Annotated in this window: 13 protein-coding genes; 6 read left to right on the top strand and 7 right to left on the bottom strand. The window is 70.1% G+C overall.

What is annotated here, in order from left to right; all coding sequences use genetic code 11:
• Nucleotides 1-141 precede the first annotated feature (141 nt).
• The 5 genes from OG588_RS37950 to OG588_RS37930 all read left to right on the top strand — a co-directional run bounded on the left by OG588_RS37950 (nt 142) and on the right by OG588_RS37930 (nt 6,855).
• Complete coding sequence (locus tag OG588_RS37950) at nt 142-768, top strand: DUF3000 domain-containing protein (RefSeq protein WP_019063312.1); 627 nt, start codon at nt 142-144, stop codon at nt 766-768.
• Between the two features lie 237 nt (nt 769-1,005).
• Nucleotides 1,006-1,668: a response regulator transcription factor gene (locus tag OG588_RS37945; RefSeq protein ID WP_019063311.1), complete on the top strand. Its 663-nt coding sequence runs from the start codon at nt 1,006-1,008 to the stop codon at nt 1,666-1,668.
• A gap of 167 nt (nt 1,669-1,835) precedes the next feature.
• A complete protein-coding gene (locus OG588_RS37940; RefSeq protein WP_405951161.1) occupies nt 1,836-3,113 on the top strand; it encodes an HRDC domain-containing protein in 1,278 nt (425 codons plus the stop codon).
• Nucleotides 3,114-3,511: 398 nt separating this feature from the next.
• Complete coding sequence (locus OG588_RS37935; protein WP_405951160.1) at nt 3,512-4,729, top strand: thiolase family protein; 1,218 nt, start codon at nt 3,512-3,514, stop codon at nt 4,727-4,729.
• Entirely contained in the window at nt 4,726-6,855 is a 2,130-nt protein-coding gene (locus OG588_RS37930) for a 3-hydroxyacyl-CoA dehydrogenase NAD-binding domain-containing protein (RefSeq protein ID WP_405951159.1), read from the top strand. The genes OG588_RS37935 and OG588_RS37930 overlap by 4 nt, the downstream gene beginning before the upstream one ends.
• A gap of 150 nt (nt 6,856-7,005) precedes the next feature.
• On the opposite strand, the gene OG588_RS37925 is transcribed toward OG588_RS37930, so the two are convergent.
• From OG588_RS37925 to galE, 6 genes are all read right to left on the bottom strand, one after another.
• Nucleotides 7,006-8,250, bottom strand: a complete 1,245-nt coding sequence (locus OG588_RS37925; RefSeq protein WP_405951158.1) for a phospholipase D-like domain-containing protein — start codon at nt 8,248-8,250, stop codon at nt 7,006-7,008.
• Between the two features lie 67 nt (nt 8,251-8,317).
• The gene (locus OG588_RS37920) at nt 8,318-12,817 is read right to left on the bottom strand and encodes a glycosyltransferase (protein ID WP_405951157.1); all 4,500 of its coding nucleotides are present in this window, start codon (nt 12,815-12,817) and stop codon (nt 8,318-8,320) included.
• Nucleotides 12,817-14,070 carry a CDP-alcohol phosphatidyltransferase family protein gene (locus OG588_RS37915; protein WP_405951156.1) on the bottom strand — a complete coding sequence of 418 codons (1,254 nt, stop codon included), beginning with the start codon at nt 14,068-14,070 and terminating at the stop codon, nt 12,817-12,819. The genes OG588_RS37920 and OG588_RS37915 overlap by 1 nt, the downstream gene beginning before the upstream one ends.
• 227 nt (nt 14,071-14,297) lie before the next feature.
• Nucleotides 14,298-15,869 carry a hypothetical protein gene (locus OG588_RS37910; protein ID WP_405951155.1) on the bottom strand — a complete coding sequence of 524 codons (1,572 nt, stop codon included), beginning with the start codon at nt 15,867-15,869 and terminating at the stop codon, nt 14,298-14,300.
• A 28-nt stretch (nt 15,870-15,897) separates the two neighbouring features.
• Nucleotides 15,898-16,998 (bottom strand): hypothetical protein, encoded by a 1,101-nt coding sequence (locus OG588_RS37905; RefSeq protein WP_405951154.1) that lies wholly within the window; start codon nt 16,996-16,998, stop codon nt 15,898-15,900.
• Complete coding sequence (galE, locus tag OG588_RS37900) at nt 16,998-17,984, bottom strand: UDP-glucose 4-epimerase GalE (RefSeq protein WP_405951153.1); 987 nt, start codon at nt 17,982-17,984, stop codon at nt 16,998-17,000. The genes OG588_RS37905 and galE overlap by 1 nt, the downstream gene beginning before the upstream one ends.
• Nucleotides 17,985-18,171: 187 nt before the next feature.
• Between galE and OG588_RS37895 the strand changes: the two genes are divergently transcribed.
• Nucleotides 18,172-19,281 carry an LCP family protein gene (locus tag OG588_RS37895; protein WP_405951152.1) on the top strand — a complete coding sequence of 370 codons (1,110 nt, stop codon included), beginning with the start codon at nt 18,172-18,174 and terminating at the stop codon, nt 19,279-19,281.
• 99 nt (nt 19,282-19,380) lie between these two features.
• Here OG588_RS37895 and OG588_RS37890 read toward each other — a convergent pair whose 3' ends face one another.
• Nucleotides 19,381-20,400, bottom strand: coding sequence for a hypothetical protein (locus OG588_RS37890; RefSeq protein WP_405951151.1), 1,020 nt, complete (start codon nt 20,398-20,400; stop codon nt 19,381-19,383).
• Between the last annotated feature and the right edge of the window lie 43 nt (nt 20,401-20,443).

Below are 20,443 nucleotides of genomic sequence, written 5' to 3'. Positions count from 1 at the left end.
AAGTCTCGCACGGCGGCAGAACGCGATTACACGGTGTGCTGAACGCAAGAGCGGGTGTCTAGTCCCGCACGATGCCTCCGTTCCCCTTAATCTTCCCGCATGGCTGCGGCTCAGGGACGATTGTCGGATGGCGCTGACGGGATGGACGACTCCAAGGAGGGGGACCGGGATGGGGGCGGTACGGCGCCGCCGGCTTTCCAGGCAGCGGTCCAGGCGCTGCGGAACAGCCGGCTGCGGCCGCAGATCGAGATCGATCCGACGCCCGCGCCCCAGCGGCTCGCCCCCTACGCGTACGCGTTGGAGGCAGCGGTCGTCGACGGCGACCAGGACCTGGCCGACGGCCGGCTGGTGCTGCTGCACGACCCGGCCGGGCACGACGCCTGGCACGGCACGTTCCGGCTGGTGACGCTGGTGCGCGCGGAGCTGGAGCCGGAGATGGCGGCGGACCCGCTGCTGCCCGACGTGTGCTGGTCATGGCTGACCGGTGCGCTCCAGGCGCGCGGACTGACGTACGGCGAGCCGAGCGGCACCGTCACGCGGGCCAGCTCCCACTACTTCGGCGGGCTGTCCGAGCGGCCGTCCGCGTCCCAGATCGAGATCCGCGCCTCGTGGACTCCGCGCGAGGGGCTGGGCGGTGTTCCGGACACGGCGGCGCATCTGGCCTCCTGGTGCGATCTGCTGGCCCAGGTCGCGGGCCTGCCGCCGGCGGGTCCGGGCGACGCGTCCATCGTCACGCTGCCGCAACGCCGGGGCCCGCAGTCACGCTGAGCCTTACCCGAGGCACACCGAGGTCTTACCGATCACTTCCGGTGTCTTTGTCGATACGGCCACTTTCAATCAGGAGTGGCCCATCGAACGAGCCGTTTCGTTCACCGAACGATCGACAGCGTGTCCGAATTGCACTGATTGATACTCACTAAATCGTGATCTTTCTCTAAAGGACCTGGGGTTTGGTGCCGAAGACGACTGTGACCTTGAAAGTCGTCCCACACCCCAGGAGGCCTGGTGTCCGTTCTCCTCGAGCAGCCCGCAAGCCTGGTCGCCTACCGCCCGAACAAGCCGACCGCCATGGTGGTCGTGGCCGACCCGCGCGTACGCTCCACCGTCACCCGCCACCTGTGGGCGCTCGGTGTGCGCGACGTCATCGAGGCCTCGTCCGTCGCGGAGGCTCGTCCCCGCATCGGCAACCCCCGTGACATCTGTGTGGCAGACGTCCACCTTCCCGACGGTTCCGGTCTCACCCTGCTCTCCGAGACCAGAGCCGCAGGCTGGCCCAACGGCCTGGCCCTGTCCGCCGCCGACGACATCGGTGCCGTGCGCAACGCCCTCGCGGGCGGCGTCAAGGGCTACGTCGTCACCGGCACCCGCAACAACGTCGGGCTCCCCACCCGACCCGGCGCCGCCCCCATCGGCTCCGCCGCCGCCCGTATGCACCGCCGCCCCCCGGGTTCCCCGAGCCACCCGGGTGGCTACCGCGAACTGTCCGGCCGAGAGGTCGAGGTCCTGCGTCTGGTCGCGGAGGGCCAGTCGAACAAGGCGATCGGCGTCTCCATGGGCCTGTCCGCACTGACCGTCAAGAGCCACCTCGCCCGCATCGCCCGCAAGCTCGGCACGGGTGACCGCGCCGGCATGGTCGCGGTGGCGCTGCGCACCGGAATCATCCACTGACCCTGTCCCGCAACCCCGTCCCCACACCCCCTTCGGCTCTCCTTCCCGCTCCCCCTTCGAGCCGTGAACCGGATCTTTCACTTACCTGACTGGTTTACGACCCCCAGACGCCCGTCGACGGAACGTTCCGTCGGCGGGCGTTGTCCATACACGGATACCCTTGACAGGTGACCGACGCCCAAGAAACCGCAGCAGACAGCTCACTGCGAACCACCGGAGGCGCCCCTCCGGACGACGTCGAAACGGCGCCGATCCCTTTGCTTGAGCCCCGAGAGGGCATTCCGCCCGTGATCGCCGACGAGGACGCCCTCGCCGAGGTGATCGCGGCCTTCGCCGCCGGCACGGGTCCCGTGGCCGTCGACGCCGAGCGCGCGTCCGGCTACCGCTACGGACAGCGCGCCTATCTGGTGCAGCTGCGCCGTGAGGGCGCGGGCACCGCACTGATCGATCCCGTGGCCTGCCCCGACCTTTCCGGCCTCGGTGCGGCCATCTCCGGCGTCGAGTGGGTGCTGCACGCCGCCACCCAGGACCTGCCGTGTCTGCGTGAGATAGGCATGGTGCCGACGCGGCTCTTCGACACCGAGCTGGCGGGTCGGCTCGCCGGATTCCCGCGGGTCGGCCTGGGCGCGATGGTCGAGGGTGTGCTGGGTTTCGTCCTGGAGAAGGGGCACTCCGCCGTCGACTGGTCCACCCGCCCGCTGCCCGAACCCTGGCTGCGCTACGCCGCGCTCGACGTCGAACTCCTCGTCGATCTGCGGGACGCGCTGGAGAAGGAACTCGACCGGCAGGGCAAGCTGGACTGGGCCCGCCAGGAGTTCGACGCGATCGCCGCGGCGCCGCCGGCCGAGCCCCGCAAGGATCCGTGGCGTCGTACGTCCGGGATGCACAAGGTGCGGCGGCGTCGGCAGCTCGGTGTCGTACGGGAACTGTGGCAGACGCGGGACCGGATCGCGCAGCGGCGGGATGTGTCGCCGGGGAAGGTGCTGTCGGACGCGGCGATCGTGGAGGCGGCGTTGGCACTGCCGCTGGATGTGCAGGCGTTGGCCGGGTTGAACGGATTCGGGCATCGGATGGGGCGGCGGCAGCTGGAGCAGTGGCAGGCGGCGGTCGATCGGGCCAAGGCCCTTCCCGACTCTGCGTTGCCGCAGCCGGGGCAGCCTGTTACCGGGCCGCCTCCGCCCCGCGCATGGGCCGACAAGGATCCTGAGGCTGCGGCTCGGTTGTCCGCGGCGCGGGCTGCGGTGTCGGCGGTGGCCGAGGGGCTCAACATGCCTCAGGAGAACCTCATTACTCCGGACACCGTGCGGCGGGTTTGCTGGGAGCCGCCGAAGAGTGTGGATGTGGAGTCCGTGGGGGCCGCGCTTGCCGGGTATGGGGCTCGGGCTTGGCAGGTTGAGCAGGTTGCGCCGGTTTTGGTGGAGGCGTTGACCGCGAAGGCGCCGTAGGGGTCTGTGTTGTTTTGCGGGTGCGGGCTCGCTGTGGCTGGTCGCGCCCCGCGGCGGAGCCGCATATCGATACAGCCCCGCGCCTCTAAAGACAAGGGCCTCGGAAGCGGGACCGGGGTGTCGAGGTGGCTGGTCGCGCCCGCGCGGCGGAGCCGCAAATTGACACAGCCCCGCGCCCCTTCAGGGGCGCCTCAGCCAGTCGGCGACCATCGAGATCACGCCAAGATCCTCAGGCCGCATGTAGCAGCATGTGGGGAGGAACGGGATTCACAGTGTGACGTTCGCCGCTTGGGGCCCCGGGGGTGGGCAGGTTGGTTACCCGCAAGTAGCATGGGTACTGAGCGCGCGCTCAGCGCATCGCGGCAGTGCCGATCCCGCACCCTGGAGGAGAGCCAATCGTGCCTCGTACCGTCAGGGACGTCGTCTTCGTCGACGGCGTCCGCACCCCGTTCGGCAAGGCGGGCCCGAAGGGCATCTACCACGAGACCCGGGCCGACGACCTCGTCGTGAAGGCGATCCGGGAGCTGCTGCGCCGCAACCCCGGACTCGACCCCGCGAAGATCGACGAGGTCGCCATCGCCGCGACCACGCAGATCGGTGACCAGGGGCTGACCCTGGGGCGGACCGCGGGCATTCTCGCCGGGCTGCCGCAGTCCGTCCCGGGCTATTCGATCGACCGTATGTGTGCGGGTGCGCTGACCGCCGTCACGACCACCGCGGGCTCCATCGCCTTCGGTGCCTACGACGCCGTCATCGCCGGTGGTGTCGAGCACATGGGCCGCCACCCCATGGGCGAGGGCGTGGACCCGAACCCGCGGTTCGTGAGCGAGAAGCTGGTCGACGACTCCGCGCTGTTCATGGGCATGACCGCGGAGAACCTGCACGACCGCTACCCGCACATCACCAAGCAGCGCGCCGACGAGTACGCGGTGCGTTCGCAGGAGAAGGCCGCCAAGGCGTACGCCAACGGCAAGATCCAGCAGGACCTGGTGCCGATCTCGGTGCGCAACACCAACGAGCAGGTGGGCGAGGTCGGTTGGGGTCTCGTCACCGCCGACGAGCCGATGCGTCCGGGGACGACCCTGGAGAACCTCGCCGGGCTGAAGACTCCGTTCCGTGTGCACGGGCGGGTCACCGCCGGCAACGCGGCCGGTCTCAACGACGGTGCCACCGCGTCGATCATCGCCAGCGAGGACTTCGCGCGCGAGAACAACCTGCCGGTGAAGATGCGTCTCGTGTCGTACGCCTTCGCGGGCGTCGAGCCGGAGGTCATGGGCTACGGCCCGATCCCGGCGACCGAGAAGGCGCTCGCCAAGGCGGGTCTCGGTATCGAGGACATCAACCTCTTCGAGGTCAACGAGGCTTTCGCCGTACAGGTGCTGGCCTTCCTCGACCACTACGGCATCGCGGACGACGACGAGCGCGTCAACCAGTACGGCGGCGCGATCGCCTTCGGTCACCCGCTGGCCTCGTCGGGTGTGCGTCTGATGACGCAACTGGCCCGGCAGTTCGAGGAGCAGCGACACGTCCGCTACGGCCTGACGACGATGTGCGTCGGCTTCGGCATGGGCGCCACGGTCATCTGGGAGAACCCGCACTTCGAGGGGGACAAGTGAGCACCACCACCGAGCTTCTGAAGGGTGCGGCCGAGCTGTTCCCGGACGAGGTCGTGACGTCCGCGCACGTCCGGCACCTCGAACTGCCGTACAGCGCTGGGCGGTTCGCGCTCATCACGCTGGACAACGGCTTCGACCACACCAAGCCGACCACCTTCGGTCCGGCCTCGCTGGCGAACCTCGACACCGCCATCGACCAGGTCGAGAAGGAGGCGGCGGCCGGCGAGATCGTTGGTGTCGGCATCACCGGCAAGCCGTTCGTCTTCGCCGTCGGCGCTGACCTCAAGGGCGTCGAGCTCCTCAAGAACCACGACGACGCGCTCGCCATCGGCAAGGGCGGCCACGAGGTCTTCAAGCGCCTCGCGGACATCGCGGTACCGACCTTCACGTACTACAACGGCGCGGCCATGGGCGGTGGCGTCGAGGTCGGTCTGCACTGCGAGTACCGCACGGTCTCGAAGCACATCGCGGCGTTCTCGCTGCCCGAGGTCTTCCTCGGCCTCGTCCCCGGCTGGGGCGGCTGCACGCTGCTGCCGAACCTGATCGGCGCGGAGAAGGCCGTCTCGGTGATCATCGAGAACAGCCTCAACCAGAACAAGCAGCTCAAGGGCCAGCAGGTCTTCGACCTCGGGATCGCCGACGCGCTCTTCGAGGGCGCCGACTTCCTGGAGCAGTCGCTGATCTGGACGGCCAACCTCCTCAAGGGCGACATCAAGGTCGAGCGTCCGGCGATCGACCGCGGCGAGGCCTGGGACCAGGCCGTCGCCAAGGGCCGTTTCGTCGCGGACTCCAAGGTGCACGGGGCTGCCCCGGCCGCCTACCGCGCCCTCGACATCATCGAGGCCTCGAAGAACGGCGACCTCCAACAGGGTTACGACGCCGAGGACTTGGCGCTGGCCGACCTGATCATGGGTGGCGAACTGCGCGCCGGCATCTACGCGTTCAACCTCGTGCAGAAGCGTGGCAAGCGTCCGGCGGGTGCGCCGGACAAGTCGCTGGCGCGTCCGGTGACGAAGGTCGGCGTCGTGGGTGCGGGTCTGATGGCCTCGCAGCTCGCCCTGCTCTTCCTGCGCCGCCTCGAAGTACCGGTCGTCCTCACGGACATCGACCAGGAGCGCGTCGACAAGGGTGTGGGCTACGTCCACGCCGAGATCGAGAAGCTGCTCGGCAAGGGTCGTATCAACCAGGACAAGGCCAACCGCCTCACGGCGCTGGTCACCGGTGTGCTGGACAAGGCCGAGGGCTTCTCCGACGCCGACTTCATCATCGAGGCCGTCTTCGAGGAGATCGGCGTCAAGCAGCAGGTGTTCGCGGAGGTCGAGGCGGTCGCCCCGGCGCACGCGATCCTCGCCACCAACACCTCCTCGCTGTCGGTGAGCGAGATGGCGTCGAAGCTGAAGAACCCCGAGCGGGTCGTGGGCTTCCACTTCTTCAACCCGGTGGCGATTCTGCCCCTGTTGGAGATCGTGCGCGGTGAGCAGACGGACGACGCCTCGCTCGCGACCGCGTTCGCGGTGGCCAAGAAGCTGAAGAAGACGGCGGTGTTGGTGAAGGACGCCCCGGCGTTCGTCGTCAACCGCATCCTCACCCGCTTCATGGGCGAGATCCAGAACGTCATCGACGAGGGCACGCCGGTCGCGGTCGCGGAGAAGGCCGTCGAGCCGCTCGGCCTGCCCATGTCCCCGCTCGTTCTGCTGGAGTTGGTCGGTCCGGCCATCGGGCTGCACGTCTCGGAGACCCTCAACCGGGCCTTCCCTGACCGCTTCACGGTCTCCCCGAACCTCGCGGCCGTCGTCAAGGCGGGCAAGCGCGGTTTCTACGTCTACGACAGCGGGAAGCCCGAACTCGACCCCGAGGTCGCGGCGTTGCTCCAGCAGGGCGACTCCGTGCTGACCGAGGAGCAGGTGCGGGACCGGGTCCTGGACGCGGTGGCGCAGGAGATCGGGCTGATGCTCGACGAGGGTGTCGTCGCCGAGGCGCAGGACATCGACCTGTGCCTGATCACGGGCGCCGGCTGGCCCTTCCACCTGGGCGGCATCACGCCGTACCTGGACCGGGAGGGTGTCTCGGAGCGGGTCAACGGCAAGCCGTTCCTGGCGCCGGGTGTGGCGAGCGTTCCGGCGTAACGACCGCCGTGCGGACGTGAGTTGACCGTGACGTGATGAGGGCCTCCGCTTTCGGGCGGAGGCCCTCTTCTCATGCCTCGGCTTCGGCCGGCGGGACGGCCAGGGCGGTCACGGCGCGGAGAGCGCGGGAGGCCCGGGACGGTCCTGTCGTCACGGTGCCGCGTCCGCGGCGGAACGCTGGTGCCAGAAGTTGAGGCGGTAGGCGTCGTGCACAGTCGGGTCGTCGTACTTCAACAGGGCCTCGTCGTTGCCCTGGAGGGCGCGCACCGTGTACGTGTGGCTGCCGGTCCAGACGATCTTCTGGTCGGCCTGTCCCTTGTAAGTGCCCTCCACCAGAAGGTACTTGCTGTGGGTGTAGTAGCCGTCGGTGTTCTCGTCCATCCGGTGCAGCGCGATGCCGCCGTACGCCGTCGGGGCCGCCAGCTGCGCGGCCACGGCGCCGGAGGCCGACTCGTCCAGCCAGTGGTACACGATGTCGACGTAGCAGCCGGCGTTGTCGAGTTCCCAGAGCTTCTTGGCGACCGCGAGCCGGGTGATCTGGTGCATGGCGACCCGGATGACCGTGCGGCCGTCGGAGGTGCCGTAGCCGGTGGAGTTGCCGTGGCAGGCGGCGTTCGCGCCGACCGGATCGTCCACGGTGTTGAGGATGTTGAGGATCGGGTCGGCACTCGCGCGCGGGAAGAGATACAGCTTGGCGACGCCGGCCTGGGTCTCCACCGGGTAGTCGGCGACCTGTGCGGTCTCGCCGCTCCCCGCGGCCCGCAGGTCCTCGAAGTAGTCGGCGTAGGCCTGGTGGAGGGCGCTGTTGCCGACGACGATCATGGCGTCGTTCCACGCGAGGGTCAGATCGTCGCCGGTGAGGTTCGACGAGGTTTGCAGCACCACGTCGCGGACCGGGGTGGCGCCGCTCGCCGAGGTGCCGGTGGTCTCGCTGAACAGGAAGAACTTGTTGTGGTTGACGGTGGTGTACGCGTCGCCGGGGTTCGGGTCCTGGGACAGACAGGCGGAGTCCTGGGGGCAGGTGAGGACCCAGGAGTCGGCGGTGGTGTCGGTGCCGAGCCCGTTCTTCAGGGAGGTGTACGCCGTGCTGTTGCTGTCCGAGTCGGCGATCACCTGGACGGAGACGCCGCGGGCGGCGGCCTTGACGAGTTCGTCGGCGATCCACTGCGACCACATCAGATAGATCGAGATCCTGATCCGGGAGCCGGCGGTCGCGCCCTGCGTCAGCCGCCCGATCTTCGTGAGGATCTCCTTCTGGGCGGTGGCGTCGCCCGAGGGGTCGTTGAAGACGGGGCCGGTGGTGACCAGTGGTGTGTCGTCGGCGTGTGCGGTGGTGGGCAGGACGGCGATCGCCACCGTCGTCACGATGGTGGCGAGCCAGGCGCGTGCTCTCAAGTGCTTTCCTCCTGCTGACAGTTGAGAGGTGGTCCGGGAACGCGGTACAGGGGCCACGCCCCGGAGGTCAGGCCGCGTCGATCCACCGGGAGGCGGCCGGCAGCGCGCCCACCGGTCCCTCGGGGGCGAGTTCGGCCGCGGAGGCGGTGCCCAGGGCATCGATGGCCTCGAAGACCCGCTCGCAGTTGCCGCCGCCGCGGTGCACGAAGAACTCCTCGACCCGGTCACGGTGGACGGGCTCGACGGTGAAGTCCCGGCGGACGGCGGCGATGATCTCGTCGACGGCCTGGTCGACGGTCCGGCAGACCGGGCCGAAGCCGTCCTCGGCGAGATTGAAGTAGCCGCGCTTGTAGTGCCGTCCGTAGAAGTCCTCCTCGTCGAAGGGGACGTAGACCAGCGGAATGCCCATGTAGGCCACGTCGAAGAAGACCGACGAGTAGTCGGTGACCATCAACGAGCACTCCTTCATGGCCTGTTGGACATTGCGGGTGTGCGGGTCGGCGACCTGGATGGACGGTGAGGAGAACTGGAAGGTGTGGAGGTAGGGGCGGATCTCGTAGTGGGGGAAGAACTCCAGGTCCACACCGAAGTGGTCGAGCGCACGGCCCAGGCGGGGGTCGGAGAGCAGCGTCTTGTAGAAGCGGTAGTACTCGGACTGGGTGAAGCTGGTCTTCGCCGGTCCGGCCGACTTCTTGTAGGAGGCGGTGACGATCCACTGCCGCCAGGTCGGCATCAGCAGGATGCGCGGCTTGTCCCTCGGTTCCCTCTTCAACGCGTCGAAGCGCGGGAAGCCGACGGGCTGGGCCCGGTCTCCGTAGCCGGCCTCCAGCGCCATGAAGTCACGCTCCTGACGGCCGGCGGTGACCAGCAGGTCGTAGCTGGCGATGCGCTGGTCGGCGCCGGAGGTGACGTCGTTGTAGGTCACGCCGTGCTGGAGGAACACCCTTTGGTACGAGACCAGTTCGCCGAAGCGGTGCAGGAAGAGCGCCTTCTTGTAGCCCTCGGGGACGAGGTAGGACTCGGAGTCGTAGGAGCCGATCAGCTTGGTCGCGTGCAGCAGATACGTCCGGTGCTTGAAGGAGCCCAGCTTCAGGACGTTGCCGTACGGGGCGATCTTGGCGTGGTCGGCCGAGGACGCGTCGATGACGTAGTACGCCTTGCGGCGCTTGCGGTTCTCCCGGATCCACTTGAAGAAGTGGTACGAGTTGTCCTGCGCGGTGTCGGAGCGCTCGCCGATCAGCCAGATCTCCTTGCCGTTGAGGAGGGGATACGTCAGCCAGTAGGCGAGGCGCATGCGCCAGCCGGGGTTGCGGGTCCTGAGGATGCGCAGTTCACGGCCGGCCCGCCACATCGTGTGCCGGGCGCGGGCGAAGCGGCCGGCGGCCACGAGCCGTAGGTGCAGGGCGTCCTGGGCGCCGATGGTCAGCATGTAGGGGTGGCGGCCGACCTTGCCCGGGCCCTTGAGGCGGTGCAGGGCCAGGCGGGCCTTCATGATCACGTTGCGGTGGCGGGTGCCGTCGGCGCGGTGCACGCGCAGCCTGAAGTCGCCGACGCCGAAGCCGCTTTCGGCGAGTTTCGCGGCGGGGAGTTCCGCGTACCAGCCGGCGTACAGGTCGCGTTCGCCGCGGGCGTTGTAGAGGTCTCGGCGGTAGACCTGGGTGAGCGGGACGGTGACCTTGGTGTCGCGGACCTGGTAGACGAGCTCCAGGCGGTTGCCCATCGGGCCGCTGAGGTCCAGGCCCGGGAAGGCCATGCACCCTTCGAGGACGAGTACGTCGTCGCGGGTGCGGACGCTCTCCACGACAACGTTCGGGTCCTTCACCCGGGCCGCGCTGCTCGGCCGCGTCCCGCCGGGGAAGGTGCGGTAGAAGCCGTCGTCGTCCACGTCCACGATCGGCGGGGCGGCGGCGAGCGCCGGTTCCGGGTCGCAGAACAGCGGGAAGTTGGCGGTCTTCGCCGCGTAGTGGTCGAGCTGCTGGGCGGGGCTGGTGACGAACTCGGTGATGACGTCGTCGGGGATCTGCGCGTAGTGCCGGTGGATGTCCGGGAACATCTCGGCGAGTTGCGAACGGCCCATCACATTGCGGGCGTTGCACAGGAAGCCCTTGTAGGTGCGGGTGGCGTAGCGCTGGAACATCCGGCGGATCTCGGGGCGTTCCTCGGCGCTGTGGTCCAGCAGGAAGTGGTTGAGGCGCAGGTGGTCCCGGTAGTTGGCGGGCTTGCTCCACAGCGAGTCCATGATGGACGAGCCGTCGGGGCGGCCCCGGTACCAGTAGACGGGTCGGTCGACGAGACTGAGGGAGTTCGCGCGGAGCATCGCGGGCAGGGTCAGCCAGGCGTCCTCGAAGTGCACGCCCTCGCCGAAGCGCAGACCGAGGCGGCGCAGCAGGGCGGTGCTGAAGAGCTTGTTGCAGGCCGACCCGCTGAAGATCATGTCGGGGATCTCGGCGAAGTCCGTGACCAGGCGGTCGCCGTCGCCGAAGTAGTCCTTCCACGGGCCGTAGGGCCGGTCGGGGAAGTTGACGAGGTCGCCCATGACGACCTCGGAACCGTCGCGGTACGCGGCCTCGGCCATGGCGGCGAGGGCGTCCTCGCCGAGGATGTCGTCGGAGTCGAGGAAGGTGACGTAGGGGGCGCGGACCTGGTCGAGGCCGGTGTTGCGGGCGTTGCCGAGGCCGCCGTTGCGCTGGTGGACGACGGTGACGTTGGCGTAGTAGCCGGCGAATCGTTCCAGCATCTGGGGCGTCTCGTCGGTGGAGCCGTCGTTCACCAGGATGACCTGGACGGTGGCGAAGCCGCGCTGGGCGGCGAGGGAGGCCAGGCAGTCGTCGAGGTACTTCGCCACGTTGTAGCAGGGCACCACGACGGCGAGCTCGAAGGGGCCGGTGAGCCGGCGCACCGGCGGGTGGATCCGGTCGCGCCACCACATCCAGGGGGCGTTCGGGTCGCTCTGCTCGGTCTCGAAGGTACGCCGGCCGGCCGTGGCGGAGCGGAGGGCGAGGTTGCCGCTGACGGTGCGGTACCCCTCGTACTCCTCGCCGTCCCGGTCGAAGGTGAGGCCTTCCAGGGCGATGTCACGGACGTTCAGCGCGGAGCGGGAGCGGCTGCGGTTCCACTCGACGACGACCGAGACGTTCCACACGGTGCTGTCGGCGAGGTCGTTCCCGAGCAGCCGGACCAGGTCGGCCGTGCCCTCGAAGGTCACGAGGCGGTCGTCGACCGAGACCTTGGGGACCGGCACCAGGACGTCCTTCTTGGTGTGCCGGTTGCGTACGGCCAGGGAGAGGGAGACGGAGTCGGCCGCGGTGATACGGCCGAAGCGGTTGACGAGTTCGCCGGTGTACGTCAGCTCCGTACCCGCCACGCGCCAGGTGTCGAGCTGGGCGAAGAGGGGGATCTGGGTCACCGGGGCGGCGGCCAGGCCCAGTTCGGTGACGTCCAGCATGCGCCGGGCGTCGGGCAGGTGCAGATGGTCGGCGGACCAGTACACCCGGCCGTCCTCCTCCACCAGGTGGGAGGAGAACACGCTCTTGCGCTGGGTGTAGTCCAGCGTGGTGAGGGCGGCCTCGATCTCCTCGTACATCAGGAAGTAGGCGCGCACCCGGTCGACCGGACCGCACAGGTCGAACACCTCGTCGCCGAGGGAGAACAGGTAGGAGCTGACGATGTCGGCGAAGCCCTGCTGGAAGTCGGCGTCGCCCTCGGCGAGCGCGCGCATGTATAGGCGCAGGTCGTGGGCGAGGAACTTGGCGTCCTTGCGTACCTTCAGCTGCCACAGGCCGCGCTCCAGCAGGAAGGCGTCGGTGGCCCGGTGGACCGCGATCCGGTCGCTGATGCTGCGCAGTTCGCCGGTGCGGCCGGTGATGGAGGCACCACCCTCCGACTCCCACATCCAGCGGTAGACGGGCTCCGTGAGCACGGTGATGCCCCGGGCCAGGCAGCCGGCGACCGTGGAGAAGTAGGTGTCTTCGTAGAACACGCCCTCGGGGAACCACACCCCGGACGAGCGCAGGAACTCCACGCTGTAGAGCTTGGCGGCGGCGATCGGGTCGGACAGCAGGAGGGGGAACTCCTCCAGTCCGGAGACCGTACGGCCCATCGCGTAGACCTCCGGCGCCCAGGCCTCGGAGTCGCCGGTGGCCCGGTTGACGCGCAGCGCCTTGCCCGCGGTGATGTCGCTGCCGGTCTCCAGGGCGGAGGCGACCAGCCGCTCGCAGGCGCGGGGCGGCAGTTCGTCGTCGGCGTCCAGGAACGTCACCCACCGGCCGGCGGCCTGGGCGATGCCCCAGTTGCGCGGGGCGCCGACGCCGCCGCTGTTCTGCTTGCGGCGCAGCACGCGCACCCGGGGGTCGGTGCCGGCGAAGTTGGCGACGACCTCGATGGTGCCGTCGGTGGAGGCGTCGTCGACGACGATCACCTCGACCAGCTCGTACGTCTGGTTCACGGCCGACTGGAGGGCCTTGCCGATCGTGGTGGCCGCGTTGTAGGCGGGGATGACCACGGTGACCCAGAGGTTGTCGCCGTCGTACGTCTGCTGCATCGGGTGGTGTCCCGCGCCTGCTCTCATCAGGAGTTCTCCCAGGCCCCCGGCGCCTTGCGGGACGTGCCCGGCAGCGCCTGCCCGAACTGGCGGATCGGCATGGTGTCGCCGTGCGGCCTCGGGATGTGCGGAAGCCCGTCGTTCTGGTCGGGGACGTCGGACTCGGGGGAGGCGACGTTCGGCTGGGGGTAGGGCTGGAAGAAGGGGTCCTCCTCCGGCCCGGGCGCCTGGTAGCGCTCGTCGGCGAGCAGGGCCGCCTGCGCGGCACCGCGCTGGCGGTGGCGGCCGCGGTGCAGGTGCGGGGCGATGGTGCCGGCCGTGTCCGCGTCGGGGTTCAGCTCCTCCATGACCCGGGTGAAGTCACGGGTGGAGAGCCAGAACTTGTACATGATGACGAGTTCGAAGCCGATCAGCAGGCCGGCCGAGACAGCGGTGGTCCACAGGATCTGGCCGATCAGCGGGCCCACGATGAAGACGAACATCTGGAACTCGATGCCGCTGATCAGGTGCGGGCGCACCCGGGTGCGCAGCATGGCCCGGCGGATCCGGGTGTACCAGGGGAACTGGCCGCGGAACTGCTCGTGCAGGTCGACCACGTTGGAGGCACCCGCCTCCGCGCGCAGGTCCTCGGTGGAGATGTGCGGGTTCTCCCGCAGCAGATCCTCCATGAAGACGACCTGCGGGCCCTCGGCGGCCGCCTCCTGGGCCTCCCGCTCCGCCCGCTCCGCCCGCTCCGCCCGCTCCGCCTGCTCGGCCTCGGCGCGGCTCTTGGTGACCTTCTCGATCTTGGTCCGCATCGACATGCGCATCTTGTAGATCTGCAGCGCGTCGACGTAGCGCAGCATGTCGAGGAAGACCACGACCAGGGCGGCCACCAGGTACCGCTCGTCGTCCTGGGGGAAGAACTGTCCGCCCATCAGGGCGAGCGCGCAGAACAGCACGCGGATGCGGTCGAAGACGTAGTCGAGCCAGCCGCCGAAGACGGTGCCGGTGCCCTTGAGGCGGGCCAGCTTGCCGTCGATGCAGTCGAGGATGAAGCTCAGGTGGTAGAGCAGGGCCCCGATGATCAGCGACTGACGGTCGCCCTTCAGGAAGAAGCCGCCCGCGGCCAGGCCGATGAAGAGCGCGGCCCAGGTGACCCGGTTCGGGGTGATGAACCGGAACCTGGCCATGACGAGCAGCAGTCGGGTGGCGACGGGGTCGACGAGGAAGACCGTCCACCAGGCGTCTCGTTTCTTGCAGGTCAGTTTTTGGACAGCCCGCAGCGAAAGCCTGGCCATAGCCCCCCGTCACTCCTTCATCAGATACGCCTGTCGCTTCACAGTTCAATCACATGAGCGCCCCGAACTTTAACAATCCTTCACCTAAGTGTCGACGCGCGTTGACCTGCGATTGACCGCGACCTTGATCACAGGCGACCCGTACAACCATTTGCGATCTTCACATCGGGAAACCATGGGCCGCGCTTGGGAACGCCTTTCCGCTCCCCTTGCGTTCCCTTGCGAATTCAAGCCACGGGTCGCCAGCCGCCGAGGACGAGACCGTCCTCCCGGCTCTCGTCACGGCGCGCCACCAGCAGGCGTCCGCCGGGCAGCCGGGTCGCCACGGCGAGCCGTCCCGTCCGGCTGACGGCCGCGGCGGGAGCACCGTACGAGGGGGCGCCTACGTCCTGCCACCACACCCCGGTGTCGGGCCGGGCGGCCGGGTGGGCGCCCAGGGAACAGCCGCCGTCCGCGCCCTTTCCGACCAGCACGGAGTAGCCCCAGCCGGCCAGTTCGACGCCCGGCGCCACGGCTGTGGGCCCGTCGGCCCCGGTCTCCGGTGCCGGGTCGTCGAGCGGGTACGGACCGGGAGCGCCGGGCCGCCAGAAGCAGGTACGGCCGGTGCGGGCGTCACGGAACAGAACGGCGCCCGGCTCGGCCGCCGCCGCGAGCGTGCCGGGACGCGCGGCGAACGGGAGCGTACGGTCCTCGCTCCACGCTCCGCCGGGTCCGGGGCCGGGGTACCACCGGAGTACGGCCGGGGTGTCCCGGGCCCGGGCGTACAGCTCGACCCCGCCGTGCTCGGCGGTCACCGCCACGAGTTCGTCGGCGACGCGGAGTCCGCTCAGGTGCTGCCACGGCGTCCAGGTGCCGTCGGCCGAGCGGCGGCGGTGGCTGACGCTGTGTCCGAAGTTGCGCACGAACACGTGGAGATCTCCGGCGGCGTCGAACGCGGCCGCGGGGAACCCGACTTCACGCCCCTTGCGCCAGGCAGCGGAGTTGGGGCCGCCGAGGGTGAGCCAGGGGGTCGGCGGGCGGCCGGTGCGGTACTGGGCCGCGTGCACGACCTCGACGTCCGCGCCGCCGTCGCCGCGCGCGGTCCGGCGCAGGGCGAGGAGATGCGGCAGCCCGTGCGGGTCCCGGATCACCAGCAGGCCCGGCAACAGGCCCTGGCCTTCCAGGAGTTCGGGACCGCGCCACCGTCCACCCGGCACCTCCTCGTGCCAGCGGACCACACCGGCGGCCGTCGGCAGGAAGGCGCTGAGCCGGCCGTCGAAGCCGGCCGAGAGCCAGTTCACGGGCACCGGGTAGCGCGCGGGGGTGTCGTCGCCGGGCCCCGGTACCCGCTCGGCCCGACGGCACTCGACGTACAACGGGCGTCCCGTAGCGGCCTGATGGGCCCGGGCCGCGGCGAGGACGACGGCGGCGGTCTCGGCGTGCTCGTCCGGCACGCCGTACGACAGGACACCGGTCGCCTCGTCGACGCCCGTGTGCACGGGGTCCGGATCGAGGGTGTGCAGCCGTTCGGGATCGATCGCGAGCAGCTCCGCCGCCAGCGCGGCCGACGCGTTCCCGGCGTCGGCGTCCAGCACCCGGGGGCCGCCCCGCACCCGGCAGCCCCGGGCCTCGGCCGCGGCGAGCGCCCGGTCGAGCGCCGCCCGGCCGTCCTTGCCGCCCGGCCGCAGACAGACCACGGCGATCTCCGCGCCGGGGGCCTCCCGACCGACCGGCCCCACCGCGTCCCGGGGTTCCGGTACGACGACGGCGACCACGTGCCCGCGGCCCTCGGGCACCTGGGCGGCGGATCTGCGTGTCATGCCTTCACGTCCTTCTCGCGGTGCACGGTCACAGCGGTCTCCAGTCGCCCAGGGTCAGCCCCGGGCCGTCCTGTTGGCGGGTCAGCGCGAGCCCGCGGTCCTCGGTCAGGGCCAGCAGCACGATCCGGCCGAGACCGTCGCGGGCCAGCACCGGATCGCCCACGCAGACGGTGCCGGTGTCGGTCCACCACACGCCGTTGTGCTCGTCCTCCGCGCCGCACACGCCCAGTACGATCCGGCCCTCGGTGTCGCGGTGGGCCAGCACCGTGCAGGAGTAGCCGTCGAGGACGGTGGCGAGCGCGGTGTGCCGTCCGTCCCCCGGGCTCCCGCCGACGGGCACCGGCCAGGCGCCGGGCCGTACGGCGACGACACCGCCGCCGACCGCGTCGGTGACGTAGTACGTGACCCGGCCCGGTGAGGTCTCCACACCGGTCGCGGAGCCGGGCAGCACCACCACGCCGAGGTCCTGGCCCCGTGCCGGCGCCCCGCCCGGCCGCGGCTGGCACCAGGTCAGGGCGCCGGTGCCCGCCGGGGCGAGGAGGTGCACCTCGCCGGTGGAGGTGGCCACCGCGGCCGGTGTGTCCAGGACGGCCGCGACCTTGAGGTCCAGCCAGGGCTCCCAGCGTCCGCCCGTGCCCTCCCGCCGTACGGCCAGATGTCCCTCGGCCGTGGGGACGAGGATGTGCAGGGCGCCCGACGTGTCGACGACAGCGGTGGGGGTGCCCATCTGCGCGGTGCGTTCCCGCTTGGCGTGCGGGTTGCCGACGGACCGCCACTCGCTCAGCGGGCGGCCCGCCTGGTACTGGATCGCGTAGACCAGGTCCACGGCCGGGGGTGCGTCGGCGGTGCCCCGGATCCGGCGGCCGATCAGGTGTGCGTAGCGGTTGCCGCCCTGGACGACGGTGAGTTCGCTCACGCCCTTGAGCGGCAGGACGTCCGGGCCGGTCCAGTCGGGGCCGCCCGGGCTGCTCTCGGTCCACCGCAGCACGGCGTCGTCGACGTGCACGTAGACGATCAGGCGGCCGTCGTGCCCGGTGAGCAGCCACGGCCCGGACCGCACCGTGCGGCCGGCCGCGGTCCCGCCGGCCGGTCGCGCCGTGACGGCACCGTCCCGCACCGTGGTGGCCATCAGCGGCGGGCCTCGGGATGGCCGTGGCACCAGCCCGCCCATGCCGAGGTGACCATCGCGCGGACGTCGTGGCGGGCCGTCCAGCCGAGCTCGGCACGGACGCGGTCGGCGGAGGCGACGACCCGCGCCGGGTCGCCGGGCCTGCGCGGTGCGGTCACCGGCGCCGCCGCGGGACCGTAGCCGGTGACCTCGGCGATCAGCGTGATCATCTCGCGTACCGAAACCCCCTCCCCACGACCGATGTTGACCGTCAGATCGCTGCCCGGTTCCCGCGCGGACAGCGCGCGTGCGGCCGCCAGATGGGCGGAGGCGATGTCCTCGACGTGGATGAAGTCCCGTACGCAGGTGCCGTCGGCGGTGTCGTAGTCGTCGCCGAAGACCACCGGGGCGCTGCCGAGGCTCAGCTTCTCGAAGACCATCGGGACAAGGTTGAACACGCCCGAGTCGGCGAGGAGTTCGTCCGCCGCTCCGGCCACGTTGAAGTAGCGCAGGCAGGCGGTGGTCATGCCGTGCGCCCGGCCGGCAGCGCGAACCAGCCACTCTCCCGCCAGCTTGGTCTCGCCGTACGGGTTGACGGGGACGCAGGGAGTGTCCTCCGTCACCAGGTCCACGTCGGGCATGCCGTAGACGGCCGCCGAGGAGGAGAACAGGAAGCTCCGGACGCCGGTGTCGGCGGCGGCCTGCAGCAGGGTCTGCAGGCCCTGGACGTTCTCCCGGTAGTAGTGCAAGGGCCGCTCGACCGACTCGCCGACCTGCTTCTTCGCCGCGAGGTGGACCACTCCGGTGATCCCGAGACCGGTGCAGGTGGCCCGGAGCAGTTCGGCGTCCAGCACCGAACCCTTCACGAAGGGCACGTCGTCGGGGACGCGGGCGGGGTCGCCCGTCGAGAGGTCGTCGTACACCGCGACGCGCTCGCCCGCGGCGAGCATCGCGCGGACGACATGGGCTCCGATGAAGCCCGCACCGCCGGTTATCAGCCAAGTCATGGCGGGCATACTATTTCTTTGGCTGCTGTTTACAAATACATCACCGGTTGTGCATGATCGTGCGATCGTCCGCCCTTGGGTGGATTCCACCGGGCAGCAGTACTGGGACCGGCCTCCCCCCACCCGAGTCCTCACGCCACACCACCGCCCCGTCTCCGGGGCACGACCCACGAGGACTCGACGCAGGATGAGCCATGTCTCGACGCCCCAGCACAGCGACTCCGACACGCCCTCGCGGCGCGGCGGCGGGCGAGGACGCAAGCGCGGACGCACCGGCAAGCGCCGCAGCGGCCGCTGGATCCTGCTCTCGCTGGCCGTCCTGGTCCTCGCCGGAGCGGGTACCGCGTACTGGCTCTACAGCGGGATCGACGGCAACATCAAGGGCGTCGACATCGACAAGGCGATCGGTGACAACCGGCCGGAGAAGCTGCCCACTTCGGGCCAGAACATCCTGATACTGGGCTCCGACTCACGCGCCGGCGCCAACGCGAAGCTGAACACCGGCAACGTCTCCGGCGCCCGTTCGGACACCGCGCTGGTGATGCACATACCCGAGGGCCGCCAGAAGGCCGTCGCCGTCAGCATCCCGCGCGACACCCTGGTGACCCGCCCCACGTGCACCAAGTCGAACGGCTCCTCGGTCGCGTCGGCGAAGCGTGTGATGTTCAACTCCATCTACTCGCAGGTCGGTCCGGCCTGTGTGGTGAAGACGGTGGAGGAGATGTCCGGGGTCCGCATGGACCACTACGTCGAGGTCGACTTCGCCGGCTTCAAGGACCTGGTGGACGCGATAGGCGGCGTGACCGTCACCGTCGACCAGGACATCCACGACACCTCCAGCGGCCTCGACCTGACCAAGGGCACCCACAGGCTGAACGGCACTCAGTCCCTGGAGTTCGTCCGCACCCGGCACGGCATCGGCGACGGCAGCGACCTCGGCCGGATCGGCCTCCAGCAGAAGTTCATGCTGGCCCTGCTCACCGAGATCCAGAAGCAGGACCTGCTGGGCAGCCCCGTCAAGGCGTACAAGATCGCCGACCAGCTCACCGCCGCGCTCACCACCGACTCCGAACTCGCCTCGCTCACCAAGCTCGCGGAGTTCGGCCGCAGCCTGAACGGCGTCAACCCGTCCACCATGGAGACGATCATGCTCCCGGTGGCGTACGACAAGGTCGACCCGAACCGGGTGGTCGCGGCGGAGCCGCAGGCGTCGACGCTGTGGAAGGCGCTCCGCACCGACGCGACGATCCCCGAGTCGGCGAAGAAGTCACCTGCCACGGGCGGCACTTCGTCCTGAGGCGCCGGAACCGATTCCCGGAGGGATTCCGGGGGCTGCTTCCGAGGATGCGGCAACTGCCGTTCACCTACGGCTGGTTGACGGGTCCGAAGCGGTCGCTCAGACCTCCCGCCAGGCCTCCAACGCCAGCCCCTCTTCGTCCTTCCGCCGTGTGACCAGCAGTTGACCGGTGGACGGAGACACCGTCGCGGCTGCCACCCGCTCATCCTCGTCCAGCGTCAGCGAGACCTCGGCGTCCGCCGGGAGCTGGGGCCCCGACTCGGTCCACCAGGCGCCCGCGGACTCCTGCTCCGTCGGATACGCGGCGAAGGCGATCCGGCCGCTGGCCGAGCGTTGCGCGAGCAACGTGCAGTCGTGGCCGTCGAGTTCGCAGCGGATCGCGGAGACCGGGCCGGGGCCTGCCGAGGGGAGGAGAGCGAGCGGCTTGGTGCCGGGGCGCCAGACGCAGAGGTCGCCGGAGTCGTCCGTGTAGAAGAGGGTGGTGTGCTCCGGCGAGGTGGCCAGGGCGCGGAGTGTGCCGGGGCGGATGCCGGACTCCATCGCCTCCTCCAACACCGGCTGTTCACCCGGCTCCTCCTGGCGCCAGTGCAGGATCGCGCCGGGTACCGCCGCATACAGCTCGACCGTGCCGGACTCCCCCGTCACCGCCGCCAGGTCCTCGTGGACGTCGCTCCCCTTGAGGTCGCGCCACGGGTCCCAGCCGCCCTTCTCCTTCTGGGCCAGCATGCTCACCCCGCCCGCCGCGTCGCGCACGAAGACATGGGCGCGGCCCTCCGCGTCGACCGCGACCGCCGGTACACCGGTACGGTCGCCCGTCCTGTTCGGGTGGCCGATCGGATACCAGTCGAGGGCCGCGAGGCGGGGCCGGAAGTGCGTGGAGTGGACCAGCCCGGACTCGCCGGCCCGCGTGGGGCGCCAGGACACCAGGTGGGCGTAGCCGTCCGCGCCCTGTCCTACGCCGAGCAGCCCCGGGTGCAGCTTCTGGTCGCCGCCGATCTTGCGCGGGTCGCTCCAGAAGCCGCCGGGGCCGCGTTCCGCCCGGCACAGGACGGCGTCGCCCGAGGGCAGATACACACTGAGCCGGCCGTCACGGCCGCGCATGAGCCAGTCGCCGTTCACCGGTTCACTGTAATTGGGGCGGCCACTGCCGCGCGGGGCACCC

The sequence above is a fragment of the Streptomyces prunicolor genome, assembly GCF_045162825.1.
In the GTDB taxonomy this organism is placed as follows: Bacteria; Actinomycetota; Actinomycetes; order Streptomycetales; family Streptomycetaceae; genus Streptomyces; species Streptomyces prunicolor.
The sequence above is the reverse complement of the archived record's forward strand: the minus strand, read 5'-3'. Positions and strand labels throughout refer to the sequence as shown.